The organism is Deltaproteobacteria bacterium, assembly GCA_016235345.1.
In the GTDB taxonomy this organism is placed as follows: Bacteria; Desulfobacterota; Desulfobacteria; order Desulfobacterales; family Desulfatibacillaceae; genus JACRLG01.
This window is the reverse complement of record JACRLG010000010.1, coordinates 33,953-49,843: the sequence shown is the minus strand read 5'-3', so window position 1 is coordinate 49,843 and position 15,891 is coordinate 33,953. Positions and strand designations below refer to the sequence as shown.

The 15,891-nt window shown below is 58.1% G+C and carries 16 protein-coding genes; 5 read left to right on the top strand and 11 right to left on the bottom strand.

Annotated elements, in window-relative coordinates; genetic code table 11:
• Window positions 1-179: 179 nt before the first annotated feature.
• Window positions 180-1,841, top strand: a complete 1,662-nt coding sequence (locus tag HZB23_05040) for a long-chain-fatty-acid--CoA ligase (protein MBI5844021.1) — start codon at window positions 180-182, stop codon at window positions 1,839-1,841.
• Window positions 1,842-1,996: 155 nt separating this feature from the next.
• A complete protein-coding gene (locus HZB23_05035; protein ID MBI5844020.1) occupies window positions 1,997-2,197 on the top strand; it encodes a hypothetical protein in 201 nt (66 codons plus the stop codon).
• A gap of 54 nt (window positions 2,198-2,251) precedes the next feature.
• Here HZB23_05035 and HZB23_05030 read toward each other — a convergent pair whose 3' ends face one another.
• Window positions 2,252-2,716: an SRPBCC family protein gene (locus HZB23_05030; GenBank protein MBI5844019.1), complete on the bottom strand. Its 465-nt coding sequence runs from the start codon at window positions 2,714-2,716 to the stop codon at window positions 2,252-2,254.
• 65 nt (window positions 2,717-2,781) lie between these two features.
• Between HZB23_05030 and HZB23_05025 the strand changes: the two genes are divergently transcribed.
• The gene (locus tag HZB23_05025) at window positions 2,782-4,059 is read left to right on the top strand and encodes a glycoside hydrolase family 127 protein (protein ID MBI5844018.1); all 1,278 of its coding nucleotides are present in this window, start codon (window positions 2,782-2,784) and stop codon (window positions 4,057-4,059) included.
• An 18-nt stretch (window positions 4,060-4,077) separates the two neighbouring features.
• Here the strand turns inward: HZB23_05025 and HZB23_05020 are convergent, their stop codons facing one another.
• From HZB23_05020 to HZB23_05010, 3 genes are read right to left on the bottom strand one after another with little or no spacing between them, the layout of a single operon-like run.
• A complete protein-coding gene (locus HZB23_05020) occupies window positions 4,078-5,667 on the bottom strand; it encodes a hypothetical protein (protein ID MBI5844017.1) in 1,590 nt (529 codons plus the stop codon).
• Window positions 5,654-6,421: a hypothetical protein gene (locus HZB23_05015; protein ID MBI5844016.1), complete on the bottom strand. Its 768-nt coding sequence runs from the start codon at window positions 6,419-6,421 to the stop codon at window positions 5,654-5,656. Before HZB23_05015 ends, HZB23_05020 begins: the two co-directional genes overlap by 14 nt.
• 7 nt (window positions 6,422-6,428) lie before the next feature.
• Complete coding sequence (locus tag HZB23_05010) at window positions 6,429-7,097, bottom strand: sigma-70 family RNA polymerase sigma factor (GenBank protein MBI5844015.1); 669 nt, start codon at window positions 7,095-7,097, stop codon at window positions 6,429-6,431.
• A gap of 513 nt (window positions 7,098-7,610) precedes the next feature.
• On the opposite strand from HZB23_05010, the gene rsmI reads away from it, so the two are divergent.
• Window positions 7,611-8,501: a 16S rRNA (cytidine(1402)-2'-O)-methyltransferase gene (gene rsmI, locus HZB23_05005; protein MBI5844014.1), complete on the top strand. Its 891-nt coding sequence runs from the start codon at window positions 7,611-7,613 to the stop codon at window positions 8,499-8,501.
• Window positions 8,502-8,507: 6 nt separating this feature from the next.
• On the opposite strand, the gene HZB23_05000 is transcribed toward rsmI, so the two are convergent.
• The 7 genes from HZB23_05000 to HZB23_04970 all read right to left on the bottom strand — a co-directional run bounded on the left by HZB23_05000 (window position 8,508) and on the right by HZB23_04970 (window position 14,393).
• Window positions 8,508-8,954 carry a hypothetical protein gene (locus tag HZB23_05000; protein MBI5844013.1) on the bottom strand — a complete coding sequence of 149 codons (447 nt, stop codon included), beginning with the start codon at window positions 8,952-8,954 and terminating at the stop codon, window positions 8,508-8,510.
• 38 nt (window positions 8,955-8,992) lie between these two features.
• Window positions 8,993-9,208: a hypothetical protein gene (locus HZB23_04995; protein MBI5844012.1), complete on the bottom strand. Its 216-nt coding sequence runs from the start codon at window positions 9,206-9,208 to the stop codon at window positions 8,993-8,995.
• A 64-nt stretch (window positions 9,209-9,272) separates the two neighbouring features.
• Window positions 9,273-10,223 (bottom strand): hypothetical protein, encoded by a 951-nt coding sequence (locus tag HZB23_04990; GenBank protein MBI5844011.1) that lies wholly within the window; start codon window positions 10,221-10,223, stop codon window positions 9,273-9,275.
• A gap of 31 nt (window positions 10,224-10,254) precedes the next feature.
• Window positions 10,255-10,842 carry a D-sedoheptulose 7-phosphate isomerase gene (locus HZB23_04985; GenBank protein MBI5844010.1) on the bottom strand — a complete coding sequence of 196 codons (588 nt, stop codon included), beginning with the start codon at window positions 10,840-10,842 and terminating at the stop codon, window positions 10,255-10,257.
• Between the two features lie 87 nt (window positions 10,843-10,929).
• Window positions 10,930-11,520 (bottom strand): DJ-1/PfpI family protein, encoded by a 591-nt coding sequence (locus HZB23_04980; GenBank protein ID MBI5844009.1) that lies wholly within the window; start codon window positions 11,518-11,520, stop codon window positions 10,930-10,932.
• A 96-nt stretch (window positions 11,521-11,616) separates the two neighbouring features.
• Window positions 11,617-12,927 (bottom strand): tetratricopeptide repeat protein, encoded by a 1,311-nt coding sequence (locus tag HZB23_04975; protein MBI5844008.1) that lies wholly within the window; start codon window positions 12,925-12,927, stop codon window positions 11,617-11,619.
• Window positions 12,927-14,393, bottom strand: a complete 1,467-nt coding sequence (locus HZB23_04970; GenBank protein ID MBI5844007.1) for an L-seryl-tRNA(Sec) selenium transferase — start codon at window positions 14,391-14,393, stop codon at window positions 12,927-12,929. The genes HZB23_04975 and HZB23_04970 overlap by 1 nt, the downstream gene beginning before the upstream one ends.
• A gap of 337 nt (window positions 14,394-14,730) precedes the next feature.
• Between HZB23_04970 and HZB23_04965 the strand changes: the two genes are divergently transcribed.
• Entirely contained in the window at window positions 14,731-15,879 is a 1,149-nt protein-coding gene (locus HZB23_04965; protein MBI5844006.1) for an acyl-CoA dehydrogenase family protein, read from the top strand.
• Window positions 15,880-15,891: the final 12 nt, after the last annotated feature.

Genomic DNA, 15,891 nt, shown 5'->3' with positions numbered 1-15,891 from the left:
CAATAAGAAGCATCCATGCAAGCCTTGTTTCCTCCGATCAAACACTTTCTCCATCGCCGTTTATATTTTTGTGGACGATGAGGACGCCGATTAATTATACTAAAAAGATGATCATGCGGGTCTGTGCCGCAAGGCCGCCGCTTTTAATCACCCCACCGCCCCTATGGAAAGGAGCAAAAATGGCCGACATCATCCAAGGTTTTCCCTCCACGTCCCAGAACGATTATCAACTGAACGTCATCAACATCTTCCGGCAGGCGGTCGTATCCTTCGGAAGGCAGGAGATCGTTTCCGTAACCCCTGCGGGCAAGCTGCGCTTTTCATTCAAGGACTCCTACACCCGCATAAAAAAACTGGGCAACGCGCTCAAAAAACTGGGCGTAAAGCCAGGCGACCGCGTGGGCGTAATGGACTGGAACACCCACCGGCACTTCGAGAGCTACTACGCCATCCCCGGAGTGGGCGCGGTTCTCCTGCTCCTTAACCTGCGGCTCTCCCCGGTTGACTTGGGCTACGTGGTGAACCATTCGGGCGCGTCCGTCATCTTCGTTTCAGACACCCTCTATCCACTGGTCCAGGCCATAGCCGCCGACTGTCCCAACGTGAAGGCCTTCGTGATGATGAGCGACAAGAAGGCTTCGGAAATCAGCACCACCCTGGCCCCCCTCTACGGATACGAGGAGCTTCTGGCCGAGGCGGGCGAAGACATCAAGTGGCCGGTTATGGACGAGACGAGCGCCGCCGCCGCCTGCTACACCACAGGCACCACAGGCCGCCCCAAGGGGGTCTATTACTCCCACCGTGACATCTATCTGCACGGCATGGCCATTTCCGCCGCAAGCCAGCTGAACAGCGACGACTGCTTCTACCAGCTCGTGCCCATGTTCCACGCAATGGGCTGGGGCACTCCCCACGCGGCTGTGATGATGGGCGCAAAATACGTCCTGCCCGGAATGTACAACATCATGGACCTGGGGAGCCTCGCCGAGCCCCTGGTCTCCGAGGGAGTCACCGTGGCGGCGGGCGCTCCGGCGCTCTTCATGCCCATGCTGGAGTACATCAAGAAACTCGACGTGAAACCGAACCTTTCCACCGCGCGCTTCCTTTCAGGGGCGACCGAACCTTCGCTTACCCTCATGAAGGGCTTCATGGAACTCACCGGAGCCACCTTCTACCACGCCTACGGCGCCACCGAGACATCGCCCATCGTCACCATCAACCGTCTGAAACCCTGGCAGGCCAAGGAGCTTACCGCCGAGGAGCAGCTCGACCTCAAGCGCAAGCAGGGCTACCCGGTGGTGGGCCTTGACGTGAAGGTGGTGGACGGCGTCGGCAACCGGGTTCCCCAGGACGGCAAGAGCCCCGGGGAGATACTCATTCGTGGACCCTGGATCACGGGAAGCTATTACAACGCCCCCGGAAGCGAGGCACAGTTCACGGAAAACGGCTACTGGAAGAGCGGCGACGCCGGGACCATGGACGCCGAAGGCTACGTTAAGATCACCGACCGGGTGAAAGACCTCATCAAGAGCGGCGGCGAGTGGATATCATCCGTTGACATGGAAAACGAAATCATGGCCCACCCGGCTGTGCTGGAGGCGTCTGTGACGGGAGTGGCGCATCCCAAGTGGGAGGAGCGGCCTATAGCCCTCGTTGTGGCGCGTCCCGAACACAAGGACACCGTAACGAAGGAAGACATCATCGCACACCTTGCGAAAAAATTCGCCAAGTGGCAGCTTCCCGAAGCGGTGCTTTTCGTGGACGCAGTTCCCAAGACCAGCGTGGGCAAGTTCGACAAGAAGGTCATAAGGGAGCAGTACAAGGACATCTACCAGCCGTAACGAAGGCCGTCCAAACGCGAACTGCTGTATCAGGCGCGAGCCGGGAGGGAACAGGTACTCCTTTACCCCTCCGGCTCGTGCTTCCCCTTTTATCGTTTTATCCAGGCTGCGCATCGGGCCTTCTCAAATGGTTGACAATTCGGGGGCCGAAGGGCATGGCGGAAAAGGCCGGGGAAGAACTGGTTGTGAAAGACGGCCTCAAGTTCAGGCGCACTGACATAGGGCTTGTTTTCGTGCCGGATTTCAGGGTTGCGGGCAGGAAGCACCACTGCCCGGACTGCGCCGAATGCGCCATTTGCGCTGACGCACGCTGCGAGATGTGCAGGAAGGAGAGAGAGGAAAAGGACGCGGGATGACGCCCCCCGGAAGGGGCCGCCTTCAGGGGGACGCATGATTTTCGGGGGAGCCGGTTACGAGGCGAAGGTCTTTTTCAGATTTTCCACGTACTTGTCCACCATGCTCTCGAATTCCCTCCTGGCCACCGGGGCCACCACTATCTTCGCCAGAGCCGGAAGCGGAACGGTGAGGGTCCCCTTGACCCTTAACTGAATGGATGTGCCGCTTCCCTGGCTTTTGATGGTCCAGGACCCTTCCACGCTTGCGTTTCCCTCGCCCGCCACCGGGGTCCAGGAAACGGTCCCGGCTTTTTTGTCCGAAACATATCTGCTGGCATAAATGGTCTGAATGCTGTATTTGTCTATACCGACCTTTTCCATTTCCCAGCGGAAGGCGTTGCCGCCCAGGTCGGTGAGCTTGTCCACCTTGGGAAAGTGGCCCGCTGAAACGGGTACGTCCGAAAGCACGGAAAAGACCTTGTCGCAATCAGCGGGTACTGAAAAATTTCTGGTCATGTCAACGGCTACAGAGATGGCCATGTCGCCTCCTTGGATTGGGGGGTTATGGGGCTGGTGCTGAAAATATGATGACAAGGCATTATACAGTGAGAGCCGCCGACGGAAAACAATTATATGAATATTCGTCCGCCTTCCGCACAAAACCTGCGTTTCCGGCAGGCTCTTATGACCGGGGCCTGTCCCTGGTTTTGGCCGCCGTCTTCCTGTTCTTCCTCATTGCGTGCCAGTCCGCCTTCGCGGCAATGGACAACGCGGACGCCTATCTTTTCCCCGGCGACAGGGAGCCTTCGGTTCAGACGGCTGACGTTCCGGCCCTGGTGAAGGAGACCGCCGACCTGGCCGCTGCGTGGTTCGTAAACCAGGTGCTCGATAACGGGCTTTTCGTATATCTTTACGACCCGGCTGCCGGGGCATATCCCAAGGGGCAGAGCGTGTTGCGCCAGCTTATGGCCACAAGGCTTTTAGGCATAATGGCTAAAAACGACGCGTCGCTTCTGGATCTTCACAAGACCAACCTGTCGGCAGTCATGAACCGCTGGTATCGTGAAGACGAACAGGGCCTGGGCTTCATGCTGGAGGACTACCGGTCCGAACTGGGGTCGAACGCGATGGCCCTGCGAGCCCTGGTTGCGAGCCCCTTTTTTGCCCAATACTCGGAAAAGGCCCGGAAACTGGCTGACGGAATCTGCTCGACCCAGAAGAACGACGGCAGTTTCAATCCCTACTTCATATTTCCAGAGCAGCCCTTTGACTGGGCCTACACCATGGCCTTCTATTCCGGGGAGGCGACTCTGGCCCTTGTCGAATACTACGAAAAAACCGGTGAAAAACGTTTTCTCGACGTTGCGGTAAGCGCCCAGGATTTCTACCTGTCGCTCTATGTCCCGCCGGTTCTGCCGAATTACTATCCTGCAAGCGTTCCCTGGCAGACCCTGGCCCTTTCGTCTCTTTACCGCATAACCAAAAACGAGCGCTATGCGTCGGCTATTTTCATTTTGAACGAAAAAATTCTTGAAATTCAGGAAACCCGGGGAAACCCTGGGCGCTTCACCAACCCGGACATGGAGCGCTACGGAGGCACCCACTCATCCTCGGACGGGGTGTATACCGAATCTCTGGCCTACGCCCTTAAATTGGCCATCGAGAAAAAGGACGAGGTGCGTGAAAAAATGTTTCGCCGGGCCATAACCCTGGCGGTCCAGAACCTGTCAAGCCTCCAATACAAAAAGGAGCCCTTGAGGCTCAAATCCAACCAGAGGAGCGCCGTGGGGGCCATCCGGGTAAGGGACAACGACGGCTTCATCCGCATCGACTGCGTTCAGCACGCCCTGGACGCCTTTTTGAAGATTCGGGAAGTCTGGTGATTCCAGCTTCCTTGCGCCTCAGGCCTCATGCCGTATGCTGAAGGAAAAGGGCTGGGCTTCCGGAAAAAGGGTGGAAATGCTATTCGGGTCCGCCTTTTCCAGCGAAAGGAGCCTTTGGTCGAAGTCGGGTATCTCCTTTTCCGAAAGGAATATCCAGATGGTTTCAAGGCCTGCGTGATCATCCAGATAATACCAGCCGTCCCCTCCCGGAATCGTAACCGCATGGTTCGCGTCGAAACTGCCCCTCATCAGAGGGCGGATGTCCCCGGCGCTTCCCCAGAAAAAGACATAGGCGTGCGATGCCTTGTTTGTCACGAAGGATATGCGGAAACCGTCGCGGGATTTCATCACCTGCCCGGGCGACGCTGCAAATTCGGTGTATCCGGCGATGAGGCCGCCCATGGCCACGCCCTTGCGCCTTTTCCCCATCACCTTTATTGCAAGCTCGCGCGGGCCGGGCTCGAAAACCCTGCCAGCAGCCTGAGAGGCGGCGTAGGGAACCTGGGCGGTTTCCGGCTTTACCGCCGGGGCCGTGGGACGGCCCACCGGCAGGAGCGATCGACCGAAAATGGCAGATATTATGGTTATGGCCGAAACCAGCAGGAAGAGCGCGGCAAACGGCCACCTTGCCGATGAAAGGCCCCTTACCGGCCTCATGGGGATGGCTGGCAAGAGCGGGAGCCGGGGTTTTTTCCGCGCCTCCGGCCAGGCTTCGGCCCAGATGTCGGGCGCAGGCTCTGAGGGGGCGGCTCCGGAAAGAGCCATGACGTCAAGAAAGAGCCTGCGGCATCCGTGGCAGACCACCACGTGCTCCCTTGTTGAGGCTTCCTCGCCGGGGGCGGCCTCGCCCAGGGCCAGGGCTATCACCCGGCCCGCCTGGGGGCAGTCCCGCGCGGCTTCGGCCCCTTCCTGGCGCAGCTCGTCCGCATAGGGGGCAAATGGGGATGATGCCACGTCTTCAGGAAACGGGGCCGGATTTTTAGGCGGGGTGAGCCACCAAGGCGCGCGGTTGTACTCCCTTTCGGCCATTCGGGGCAAAAGGTCGGAAACGGCCCCAAGGCAGTGGGAGTTCATCCTGAAATCGTTTTCAAGCTCGTTGAGCCTCTCCGGCAGGTTGCCCAGGTCAAGTTCTGAAAAGGGCGGGGCCGAAAGCTCGCCCACGGCAATGGACAGGGCGTTGAAGCGCAGAAGGAAGGCGTGGATCATATCTTTTGACTCGTTTTCGGCTTCGGGCGGCGCTCCGAAAAGGATCGAGTCCTCGGTCATGTCCTTGATGCGTTTCAGGCTCTCGCCAAGGAGGTCAATCCTGGCCTCTATGCCCCTCACGTCCATGGCGGTCGCCCTGGCGAAACGGGCCAGGGCTGCTTCGGCCTTGTCCTTAAGCTTCAGGAGTTTGAGCATCAAGGCTTGATATTCGTCGGCTGGCGCGTCCGGCAACAGGGCGAGAGCCGTGCGGGCGCGGAACCTGCTCAACAGGGCCACCACTAGAAGGTGGTCCGGTTCGTATCCCGGCGGGGGCTTCAAAAGAGACTCAGCCGCCCACAGGAAGTTGGATATATCCTCGGTGGACCTTGCGAAGAGGTCCTCCCATCGTTCATTCGTGCTCATCCAAAAACCTCCGCCAGTGCGCGCCGCCGCCCCGAAACCTTCCGGCCCTGCTTTTTTTTCTGGCAATCTTTCCCACTGCGTCAATTTCGTGCGCTTCCTGTTCCTCGTCATCCGTGGGGTCGTCATCCATAAGGCCCCAGGTGTTTTCATCGTGGAGATTTATGCTGCGCCCCCTGGCCTCGTTTCTTATCATCTCCATCTGGAGATCGCGCATTTCCTGGAAGCTCTGGCCCACCGCGCCGTAGCAGGTGAGAAGGTTGTACACGTTCTCTTCCAGAAGCGAGGCCTTGGCCACCACCGGGCGGTCAGGCATGAAGACCAGCGAGGCGTTGCCGTCCCGGTCCGAAAAGAAACTCGCCCAGCGCGGCTTTTGCACGCTCTCGAAAATGACCTGGGAAACCGCCCTAAGGTAGATTTCCTCAAGTTCCGCAGTCACTTCCGCGCAGCGGGGATAATGCCTGCACGAGGACACGCCGTATTCGCAGGGGGGGACGGTTGTGGGGATAAGAAAATGCGGGCAGCCCAGGTCCTGGAGCTTGCCTATGGTGCGGGTAATAACTGCCCGTTCATCGGATGAGAGGCCTTTCCAGGTGGTTTCCGATTCGCCCATGTTGGTGAGGTGCTTTACCGCGTGGCTCTTTAACTTTTCATCCTTGTAGAAAAGGATGATCTCAATCTTTTCCGCAGTATCGGGCCGGGCATTGTCGCCGGGAACCAGAGGCACGGAAAGACGGCGGCGGTGAGGCGTGTTCATGGCGTGTTCATGGCGCGTCGGGGCTTGTTGGCGGCGTTTCGGGGGGGCGTGAATGAAAACGGTCCAGCAGAATTTTCAGCCGGGCCAGTGCGCCTTTGTGGGTATCGAGAAGCCTTTTTTGGAGGGCCATTTCCTCGTCGCCCTGGGTCTCGTCTTCAAGTGGCCGGGTTCCGGAAAGCCGGGAGGAAATTTTTTTGATGTCGGCTCCTGAAAGGTAATGAAAGGAAAGCTGGGCGTCCAGGGGGGCGATCTCGCCCAGAATGGCCAGGGCCCGGCCAAGAACCTGGCGGCGTTCCTGTTTTTGCTCCCTCTGCTCAGGAGTCAGTTTTCCCGAGTAAATTTCTTCGATGTCCTTATCGGTGAGGGCGGGGGTGTCGATCACGCCCTTATCCCGCTTCATTTCGGCGAGAAACCGGTGAAAGGAGGCCAGAAGAAAAACCAGGGGGCTCCTGGTGTCGTCCGTTGAAGGGCGAAGGACGCCGTTTGCCATGTTCTGCCAGAACCGGCAGAGAACGTCCTTGAGAAAGACCGGGTCATCGGTGCGGGTCCGGCCCAGGGCCCACAGAACCGGGTGATAGCTCTCGTAAAGGCGTCGAATGGCTGCCTGTTTTTTGCCCGGATCGCCGTCGATAAGGCTTTTGGGCCATCCGTCCTTTTTATGATCCGGTCCGTTCATGCCTTTTTGGTCCTCAAAAAATCAATTTAGGATATTATAATAGTCTGTTACTCGAATTATACAGGCTGATGAAAAACGATGAGCCGTGAAGGCGGTGCGAAAAGCCAATGAGTCAAGCGTACTTAATGTACGTGACGGAATTGGCTTTAAAGCAGAACACTGCCGGATCGCGTTTTTCGACAGCCTGTTATGAACGGGAAAGGGGAGCGATGACCCCCTCAGGAAAGGAGCGGCCTGTCTTGAGCCTTATGCACCCAAGCCCCCTTGGCTGCATTTTTTTTACGAATCCATCATAAATACACCCGTCGGGACTTCCGAGTCAAAACAAAACCGGGATTTCAGGGAAAAAAATCTTTATTACTACGGGGCTTTTTTTGCATGAATCAAAATACGGCCACAAAGGATCATGGACGGAAAGAGAAAAAACGTGTATCGAAGATTTCCGTGAGATTGCGACGCAAAATATGGAAAAGGCGGCAAAGGGTACACTCAGGTTTTTGAAGGCCGTAAAACATGGTTCGAGAACTTGTTGAAGGAAAAGACTGCGGCGTCCTGTACGTGGTGGCGACCCCCCTGGGAAACCTCGAGGACATCACCCTGCGCGCTCTCAGGATTCTGTCGGAGGCCGATTTCATAGTGGCCGAGGACACCCGCCACACGCGGAAGCTCCTTACCCGGCACGAAATTTCCGCGCACCTCATTTCCTGCCACCAGTTTAACGAGTCCGAGCGGGCCGGGCAGATTCTCGCCCTTTTGGGGGAGGGGAAAAACCTCGCCCTGGTGAGCGACGCCGGAACCCCCACGGTTTCCGACCCCGGATACCGCCTTGTCGGGCAGGCGGCCCAGGCGGGCTTCCGGGTGGTTCCGATTCCGGGAGCCTGCGCCGCCGTCGCCGCGCTTTCCGCTTCGGGGCTTCCCACTGACTCCCATTATTTCGAGGGCTTTCTGCCCAGAAAGAGCGGGCAGCGCAGGCAGCGCCTGGAGGCCCTATCACCGGTGGCCGCAACCCTCATTTTTTACGAATCGCCCCACCGGGTGGCGAGGCTTTGCGCGGAGCTTTTGGAAATTTTTGGGGACCGGCGGGCGGTTCTGGCAAGGGAGCTCACCAAGGTCCACGAGGAGTTTTTTCGGGCGAGCCTCTCGGAAATGGCGGAAAACCTTGCCCGGCGCGGCGAGATAAAGGGCGAGTGCACCCTTTTGGTGGAGGGCCGGAGCGGGGCGGAGGACGCGCCCGGGGATGAAACCGTCGAAGAGGCTTTGCGTGAGGGGCTCATGAAAGGGGATGAATCCCTGTCGCGGCTGGCTGAGCGGGTCGCAAGGCGCTTGGGTCTTGGCCGTCGGGACGTTTACGCAAAGGCGCTGGAAATGAAGAGGGAGCTCGACGAAGCCGGTGAAGAGGAGTGAGGGCGATCAGTTTCGGAACGACTCCGGCGAGAGCTTCTTGGCCTTCTGCTCCAGAAGTTTTAAGGCCAGAACGATTACCTCCTGGTGGTCGTTGGTGCTGAAAACGCTTTGAAGGCGGTCCAGGGTGATCAGGATGTCCTTGTCCAGCGCAAGGGGAAGGCATTTTCCGCCAAGGGCCTCGCACTCTCGCTTTATGTATTCGTCGGCCTTTGCCTTGGCGTACTCCCTGATGAGGTTCAATTTGAGATGAATGCGCCTTGAGCCCGGATCGACGAGCCTTTTTTTCAGCTCGTTTTCAAACAGGGCCACCAGGTCGGCGGAGGGCGGGGAGCCGAACTCCTCCACAAAGGTCTGTTCCAGAAAATCCAGGCTTGGGTTCTGCTCGGCCAGAATGGTTTTGACCAGGGCCAGCTTCATTTTCAGGAACGGGTCGGCTTGTGACGAAATCGCCATGATTTTGCCTCGCTAAAAAATCCCTTGGGAAAAAGCCTTCAAGACTGCACGACTCCCTTGGCCTCCTCTTCCAGCCTGTGTCTTTTTGCGCTTTTCCTGCACGTCTCCCAGATCACGCACGAGGAGCGGAACTTGCAGTAGCCGCATGGGTCGGTGCAGGCTTCGCAGCTTTCCAGGCATTCCTCGCAGTACCCCACTATCATTTTTTCGCAGCGAACGCGGGCTTCGCGGTCGGGATGGTATCGGCAGGTCAAGGAAATATATCTCCTCAAAAAAGCGTTTCCGGGCTTACGGGCGGCTCCCCGCCATTCGCCCGCGTCAGGAATGAAGCTCCTCCAGCACCGCTGCGGCCAGAAGGGGGACCAGAACCTCGTGGCAACCGGTGAGGTTTATGCCCAGCCCCCCTTTTTCCACGGGTCGGCTCACCACGTTGGTCTGGGGGCGGTATTGCAAGGCGAAGTCGATGTTTATCGCCGTGAAATCCTTCATGTCGTGCCCGAGATTTCCCGCCAGGGCAAGGGCCTTCAGGAACACTTCCGGCATTATGACCGCCGATCCCGCGTTCACGTGCACTCCGCCGGAGAGACCGGCCACCGCCCCCGAAAAAAGCAGAAAGTCCCTGTGTGAAGCCTCGCCCGCCGCTCCTGGGTCAAAGCCCGGATGAACGTGCCAGACGTCGGTTCCAAGGGCCACGTGAACCGTGACCGGAACCCCAATGCGGTGAGCTTCGGCAAAAAGGCTGTGCCCGGCGAATGGCAGCCCGGCCTCGCGGATGGCAAGCCCCACGGCCTCCCCCAGGCCCATGCCGCCGGTTTTGCATCGCTCAAGGACCTGTGAAAGAAAGTCGGCGGTTTCCCCGGTCATGCCGTAGGTGCGGTTTTTCAGGTTTTCGGAGACGTCTTCAGACGTTTTTCCGCAAAGGGCGATTTCAACGTCGTGAATGGCGGCGGCTCCGTTGACGGCTAGAAGGCTTATGACTCCCTCCTCCAGAAGCCTTGCCAGCACCGGTTGAAGCCCCACTTTAATAAGGTGAGCGCCCATGGCCCAGATTAGGGTTTTGCCTTCCCTTTTGGCGCGGGCGATGGCGCTTGCGGCGAGCCTTAGGTCGCGCCCGGCAAGAATATTGGGAAGGCTCTCCAGAAACTGCGAAAAGCCCCCGCCCGGGGCAAAGGCCCGCCCGAAGTCGGCCACGTCCACAAGGCTTTTCCGCGTAAAAAGGCTTGTGGTTTTAAGGCCGGTGTTGTCGAGGGGCTTTATTTTTTCGCTCATGGGCTTTCGATTCGTTTTTTTAGACAGGCGCTCACGCTTCGCTTGAAAGAAGCGGAAACAATATCCGCTCCACAAGGTCGCACAGTATGTGACCTATCGCCATGTGGGACTCCTGGATTCGGGGCGTTTTCCTGCTCTGGACCACGAAGGCGAAGTCCGAAAGCTCAGCCAGCTCTCCGCCGCCGTTTCCGGAAAATCCTACTGTGCGCATTCCCAGGCTCCGGGCCGCCTCCATGGCGAGAATCACGTTCTTGGACCTGCCGGAAGTGGAGATGCCCCAGGCGATGTCGCCCGTCCTGCCCACGGCCTGGACCTGGCGCGCGAAAACGTCCTCAAAGCTGTAGTCGTTTCCTATGGCGGTTAAGACCGACGTGTCCGTTGTGAGGGCCAGGGCTGGAAGCGCCCGGCGTTCCAGCCGGAACCGGTTGACGAATTCCGCAGCCAGATGCTGGGCGTCGGCTGCCGAGCCGCCGTTTCCGAAAAAGAGGATTTTTTTTCCGGCGCAAAAGGACTCCGCAACCATGGTGGCCGCCGAAACAGCAAGGGCGGTGTTTGCGGAAAGAAAGGACTCCATAACCCGAACGCTGTCCGCAGCAAGTTCTCTGACTACGTCTTCCATATAAATAAAAGCCTCCACAGGCCGGATTACTGAAATAACGTTCCGGTATTGTCACCTTGCGGGCAAGCCATGCCGTCGCCGGTAAGCTTACAGTTTTTTGAAGCCCATCAAAACACGAATCCGATGGGCGTTTTCATCCCCCGTCAGTCGCGCCAAGAGTTCGAACGCAACACTTATCGCGGTAGCCGGGGAGGTGGAAGTAATAATATTTTTGTCGCAGACAACCGGTTGATCGACGACATCAGCACCGAACCCGGCAAGCTGCTTTCGGCGCAAGCCGTCTCCAAGATGATAGGTCGTCGCGGGGCGTCCTTCCAAAACTCCGCTATGCGCAAGTGGAAGCGCGCCCACGCAAATTGAGGCAATAGGCTTCATCAGCTCATTAAAGCGGCGGATAATATTGGCAACAGGCTCGGAATAGGCTTCCCCGTAAAAGCCATAGGCTTCAAAACCGCCCGGAATGGCCAAGGCGTCAAAATCATCCGCTTCTATATCCGACAATTCTGCGTCAGGGATAAGCCTGATTCCAAAAGTTCCATCAACTTCATCCTGCAAGCCGACAGTTACAACCTCCACCTTTTCTGAACCATAAGCCCCCGACCAGCCCAGGACATCATGGAACGCGGCTGCTATATACAATTCAAAACCTTCGCACAAAAGCAGTAAAACTTTTTTCATGGTTCCTTAACATTCTGCGCATAGGTCAAAATGCCAAATTTAGAACCCGTCATGACAGATTGTTCTTTGCCCCTTCCAAAAGAAAAATCCTTTAAGTCAGCCCCCTTGGCGGGATAAATGCTCGGACACCGGATACCCCAGCCTCATGGCCTCCTCGTAGTGGGCCAGGGCCTCCTGCCGGTCGGCCACCTGCTCCAGGATGCGAGCCAGCCGAAAGTGGAAAAGGCCGTTTGAAGGCTCCAGTTCCACGCTCTGGCGGGCGAAGGACACGGCAATTTCGGTGTTGGTCTCAAGTTTCACGTACAATAGGGAGATCATGGAAAGGCTTTCAGCGTCGTTGCCCACGATCCTTAGGGCCTTTTCGTAAACCTTCACCGCGTCTTTGGCGCGGTCGGCGTCGGCCAGGGCTTTTCCCAGCATCTTCTGGGCCGCGAAGGACTCCGGCTTGGCGGTAGCGGCCTTTTCAAAAAAACTGATGGCCTCGTCCGTTCTGCCAAGGTCCATCGATGCCCGTCCGGCCTGGAAAAGCACCTCGAAGACCTCAGGCTCCAGGGCCAGGGCCTTTTCAAAATGCGCAAGAGCCTCTTCCGGGCGGTTTTCGGTAAGGTGAATGAGGCCGACGTTGTAAACCGGCATGATATCGGCAGGCGCTAGCCCCCCCGCCTGGGTGAAGCGGGCAAGGGCCTCGGCGTTCCTGCCCGACACCGCGTGGCAGACGCCAAGGCTGTTTAGGACGTTGATGTTTTCGGGGTCCAGCACCAGAGCGTGTAGAAGCTCCCTGACAGCGCCATCCATGTCGCCAGCCTGGTAGAGCTTGTCCGCCGCAACGTTGAGGCTCACCGCGTCCAGAAAAACCAGGTTGCCCCCACCGTGGAAAAGCGCGTGGTCCAGGGCCTTTTCCACGTTTTTGAGTGCCTGGCTTTTCGTGAAAACCCCCTGGGGGAAAACGGCGGCCCCAAGAAAAACGTTGGAAGAACCCGTGTCGGCAAGCGCCCTTAAAAGCTCGTCAGCGGCCCCCATCGCCTCCTCCGGGCCTTTTCCCGGCAGAATGATGCTGACCGTGAGGCTATCCGAAAAACCTGCGAAGCCCTCCAGCCGGTTGGCCAGAAGAGCCGAAGCGGAGGCGATGGCTGAAATCTGTATGGCCGGGGATGCATCGTCCCTGGCCGGTCCGGGCCTGATCCCAAGGGCGGCGAAGCGCGAAGATCCTTCGAGCCGGGCCAGGGCCTTTTCGAAAAATCCCGCCGGTTCCATAATTTCATGGGGGGTGTCGCGCGAAGGGGAGGGCGGGGCGTCGAGCTCTTCGGGCCTTACAAGGGGCTCCTTGGGCCATTCGCCGGAATCTGCTATGAAAAAGGCGCCGCTGGTGCGGCGGTCGGAAAAAACCTTGGGATCCTTTGCGGTCATCAAGCGGTCTCCGAAGACGGTTTTGATAAGAAGGATGAAATTGCGCCGGTTACGAGGGAAAGCTCACGGTCGGCCACAGTGCGCACGTCGAGAAGAAAGGAATCGTTTTCAATGCGTCCGATTACAGGCGTATCGGCCCCCCTCATCAGTTTTTCCAGGGCGTTGGGCGAAAGGCCGGAAACTGAAATCTCCACCCCATAGCTCGGAAGGGTCTCCAGGGGAAGCGCCCCCCCGCCCACGCGGGAGCCGGTTTTGACGACCCTTGCGGTAACCGTTCCGGGGGCGAGTTTGTTAATGGAAGCGGAAAGCCTGCGCGCCCGTCTGGCCAGCGCTGCGGGGTCGGCGGCGATGAGCCTTAAGGTGGGGATGACGGCCACGGCGGTTTCAGGGTCGCGGTATAGCCTGAGTGTCGATTCCAGGGCCGCCAGGGTCATCTTGTCAATGCGCAGAGCGCGGGCCAGGGGATTTTTTTTGCACTGGTCAACCACTTCCTTCTTTCCCACGATGATGCCGGCCTGGGGGCCTCCCAGCATCTTGTCGCCCGAAAAGGTGACGAGGTCCGCCCCCGTGGCCACCGAGTCGCCCACCGTGGGCTCCCTGGAAAGGCCGTAGACCGAAAGGTCCAAGAGGCTTCCGCTTCCCAGGTCCTCCATAACCGGTATTCCGCGTTCGCGCCCCATGCGGCACAGGTCCGCCAGACTCACCGAGGCCGTAAAGCCCACAACTGCGAAATTTGACGTGTGGGCCTTCAACAAAAGCCCGGTGTCGGCGTCTATGGCTCTCTCGTAATCCGCAGGATGCGTCCGGTTGGTGGTGCCAACCTCGCAAAGATCGGCCCCGCCCTTGGCCATGACTTCGGGAATACGGAAGGAGCCGCCGATTTCCACCAGCTCTCCACGGCTTACGATGACCTTTTTCCCCCTGGCCACCGTGTCTATGCACAACAGTACTGCAGCCGCGTTGTTGTTAACTACAAAGGCGGCCTCGGCCCCGGTGAGTTCCTTCAAAAGCTCCTCCACGTGCACGAAGCGGGAGCCTCGTCGGCCCTCAGAGAGATCGTATTCCAGGTTGGAATAGCCCCCGGAGACGCGCATGGCGTGGGCCAGGGCCTCGTCGGCCAGGATCGAGCGCCCGAGGTTGGTGTGAACCACCACCCCGGTGCCGTTCACCACGGGTATGAGGCTGGGCGAAAGGGCTTTCCGGGCCTTATCGAGTGCCAGGGCCAAAACCGCGCCCTCCGTTTCCGCCTTGTCTTCGGGGGCAATCCGCCCTGAGAGGATGAGCTTTCTGAATTCCTCCACGGCATCCCGCGAGGCCAGAAGGAGCACGCTCCTGGGAACCCGCGCCTTGGCGTACGGCTCCCGCGCGGCATTGTCCTTCAAAAATTTTTGAGGATGAACACCCTGTGGATTAAGCGACGATAAAAGCGTCAAGAGCCTTTCCACCGAAGGAAGATTGCGGAGCATGGCGGCCTGGTGCTGATTCACGAAAGGATTACCTCGCACGAGGATTGGTTTTAAGCGGTTTTCGATTTCACTGCAATTGGCTAAAAGGGATTCATATTTAGCTCATTGCCGTGGGATTTTGTCAACCGTAAAGCTGGAGGCTTGCAGAAGTTTGCCGGGGTTTGCAGCATACCGGAAGGAAACAGGGCCATTTTACCAAATAAGTTCGATCCGGCATACGGATTTTGAACTTTTCTGTTTATAACATGGCCGCGTAATGCTATGTCACCGCCAAATAAATATTTTTTCATGAACGCTTGAAGCCCTTTAAACCCCTTTTGTATCAAGGAGGCGGATTTTGGATTTTGATCTTAACAAAGAGCAGGAGATGATCCGGGATGCGGTGCGCAATTTCGCGGAAAAGGAAATCGCCCCCCTTATCCTGGATTTGGACGAAAACGAGGAGTTTTCACCGGAACTCACCCGGCGCATGGGAGAAATCGGCCTTTTCGGCATGTTTGTCCCGGAAAAGTACGGCGGACAGGAGCTGGATTACATCTCTTACGCCATCGCCGTGGAGGAGGTGGCCCGCATAGACGGCTCCCACGCCGCAACCGTGGCTGCCGGCAACTCACTGGGAATAGGCCCCATCTACTACTTCGGCTCGGAAGACCAGAAGAAAAAATACCTGCCCAAGCTCTCCACCGGAAAATACCTCTGGGGCTTTGGCCTCACCGAGCCTGCTGCGGGAAGCGACGCTGGCGGAACCCAGACCACCGCAGTGCGCGACGGAAACGAGTGGGTGATCAACGGATCCAAAATTTTCATCACCAATGCGGCCTCTCCCATAAGCCTTGGCGTCACGGTCCAGGCCATCACCGGGCACCGCCCGGACGGAAAGCCCGAATACTCCTGTATCCTCGTCGAGCACGGCACCAAGGGCTTCACCGCCAAGCCCATGCACAAGAAGCTCATGTGGCGGGCCTCCAACACGGCGGAGCTTTATTTCGACGACTGCCGTGTGCCTTACGAAAATCTTCTTGGAAACCAGGGGGACGGATTCCGCCAGATGCTGAAAACTCTGGACGGCGGACGCCTCTCCATAGGCGCGATGGGCTTAGGCGGCGCACAGGGGGCCTACGAGCTGGCCCTTTCCTACGCCAAAAAACGCCGCCAGTTCGGGCAATCCATCAGCAAGTTCCAGGCGGTTGCCTTCAAGCTCAGTGATTGCGCCATGGAAATCGAGTGCGCCAGAAACCTGCTCTACAAGGCCTGCTGGCTGAAAGACCACCACCGCCCCTTTGAGAAGGAGGCCGCCATGGGAAAGCTCTACTGCTCCGAGGTCATGGGCAGGGTGGCCGACCACGCGGTCCAGATCCACGGCGGATACGGGCTGATGAAGGAATACAAGGTGGAGCGCTTCTACAGGGATCAGAAGCTGCTTACGATTGGGGAAGGAACATCCGAGATACAGCGAATAGTCATATCACGCTACATCGGCTGCTAGGCAGGCCGTCCA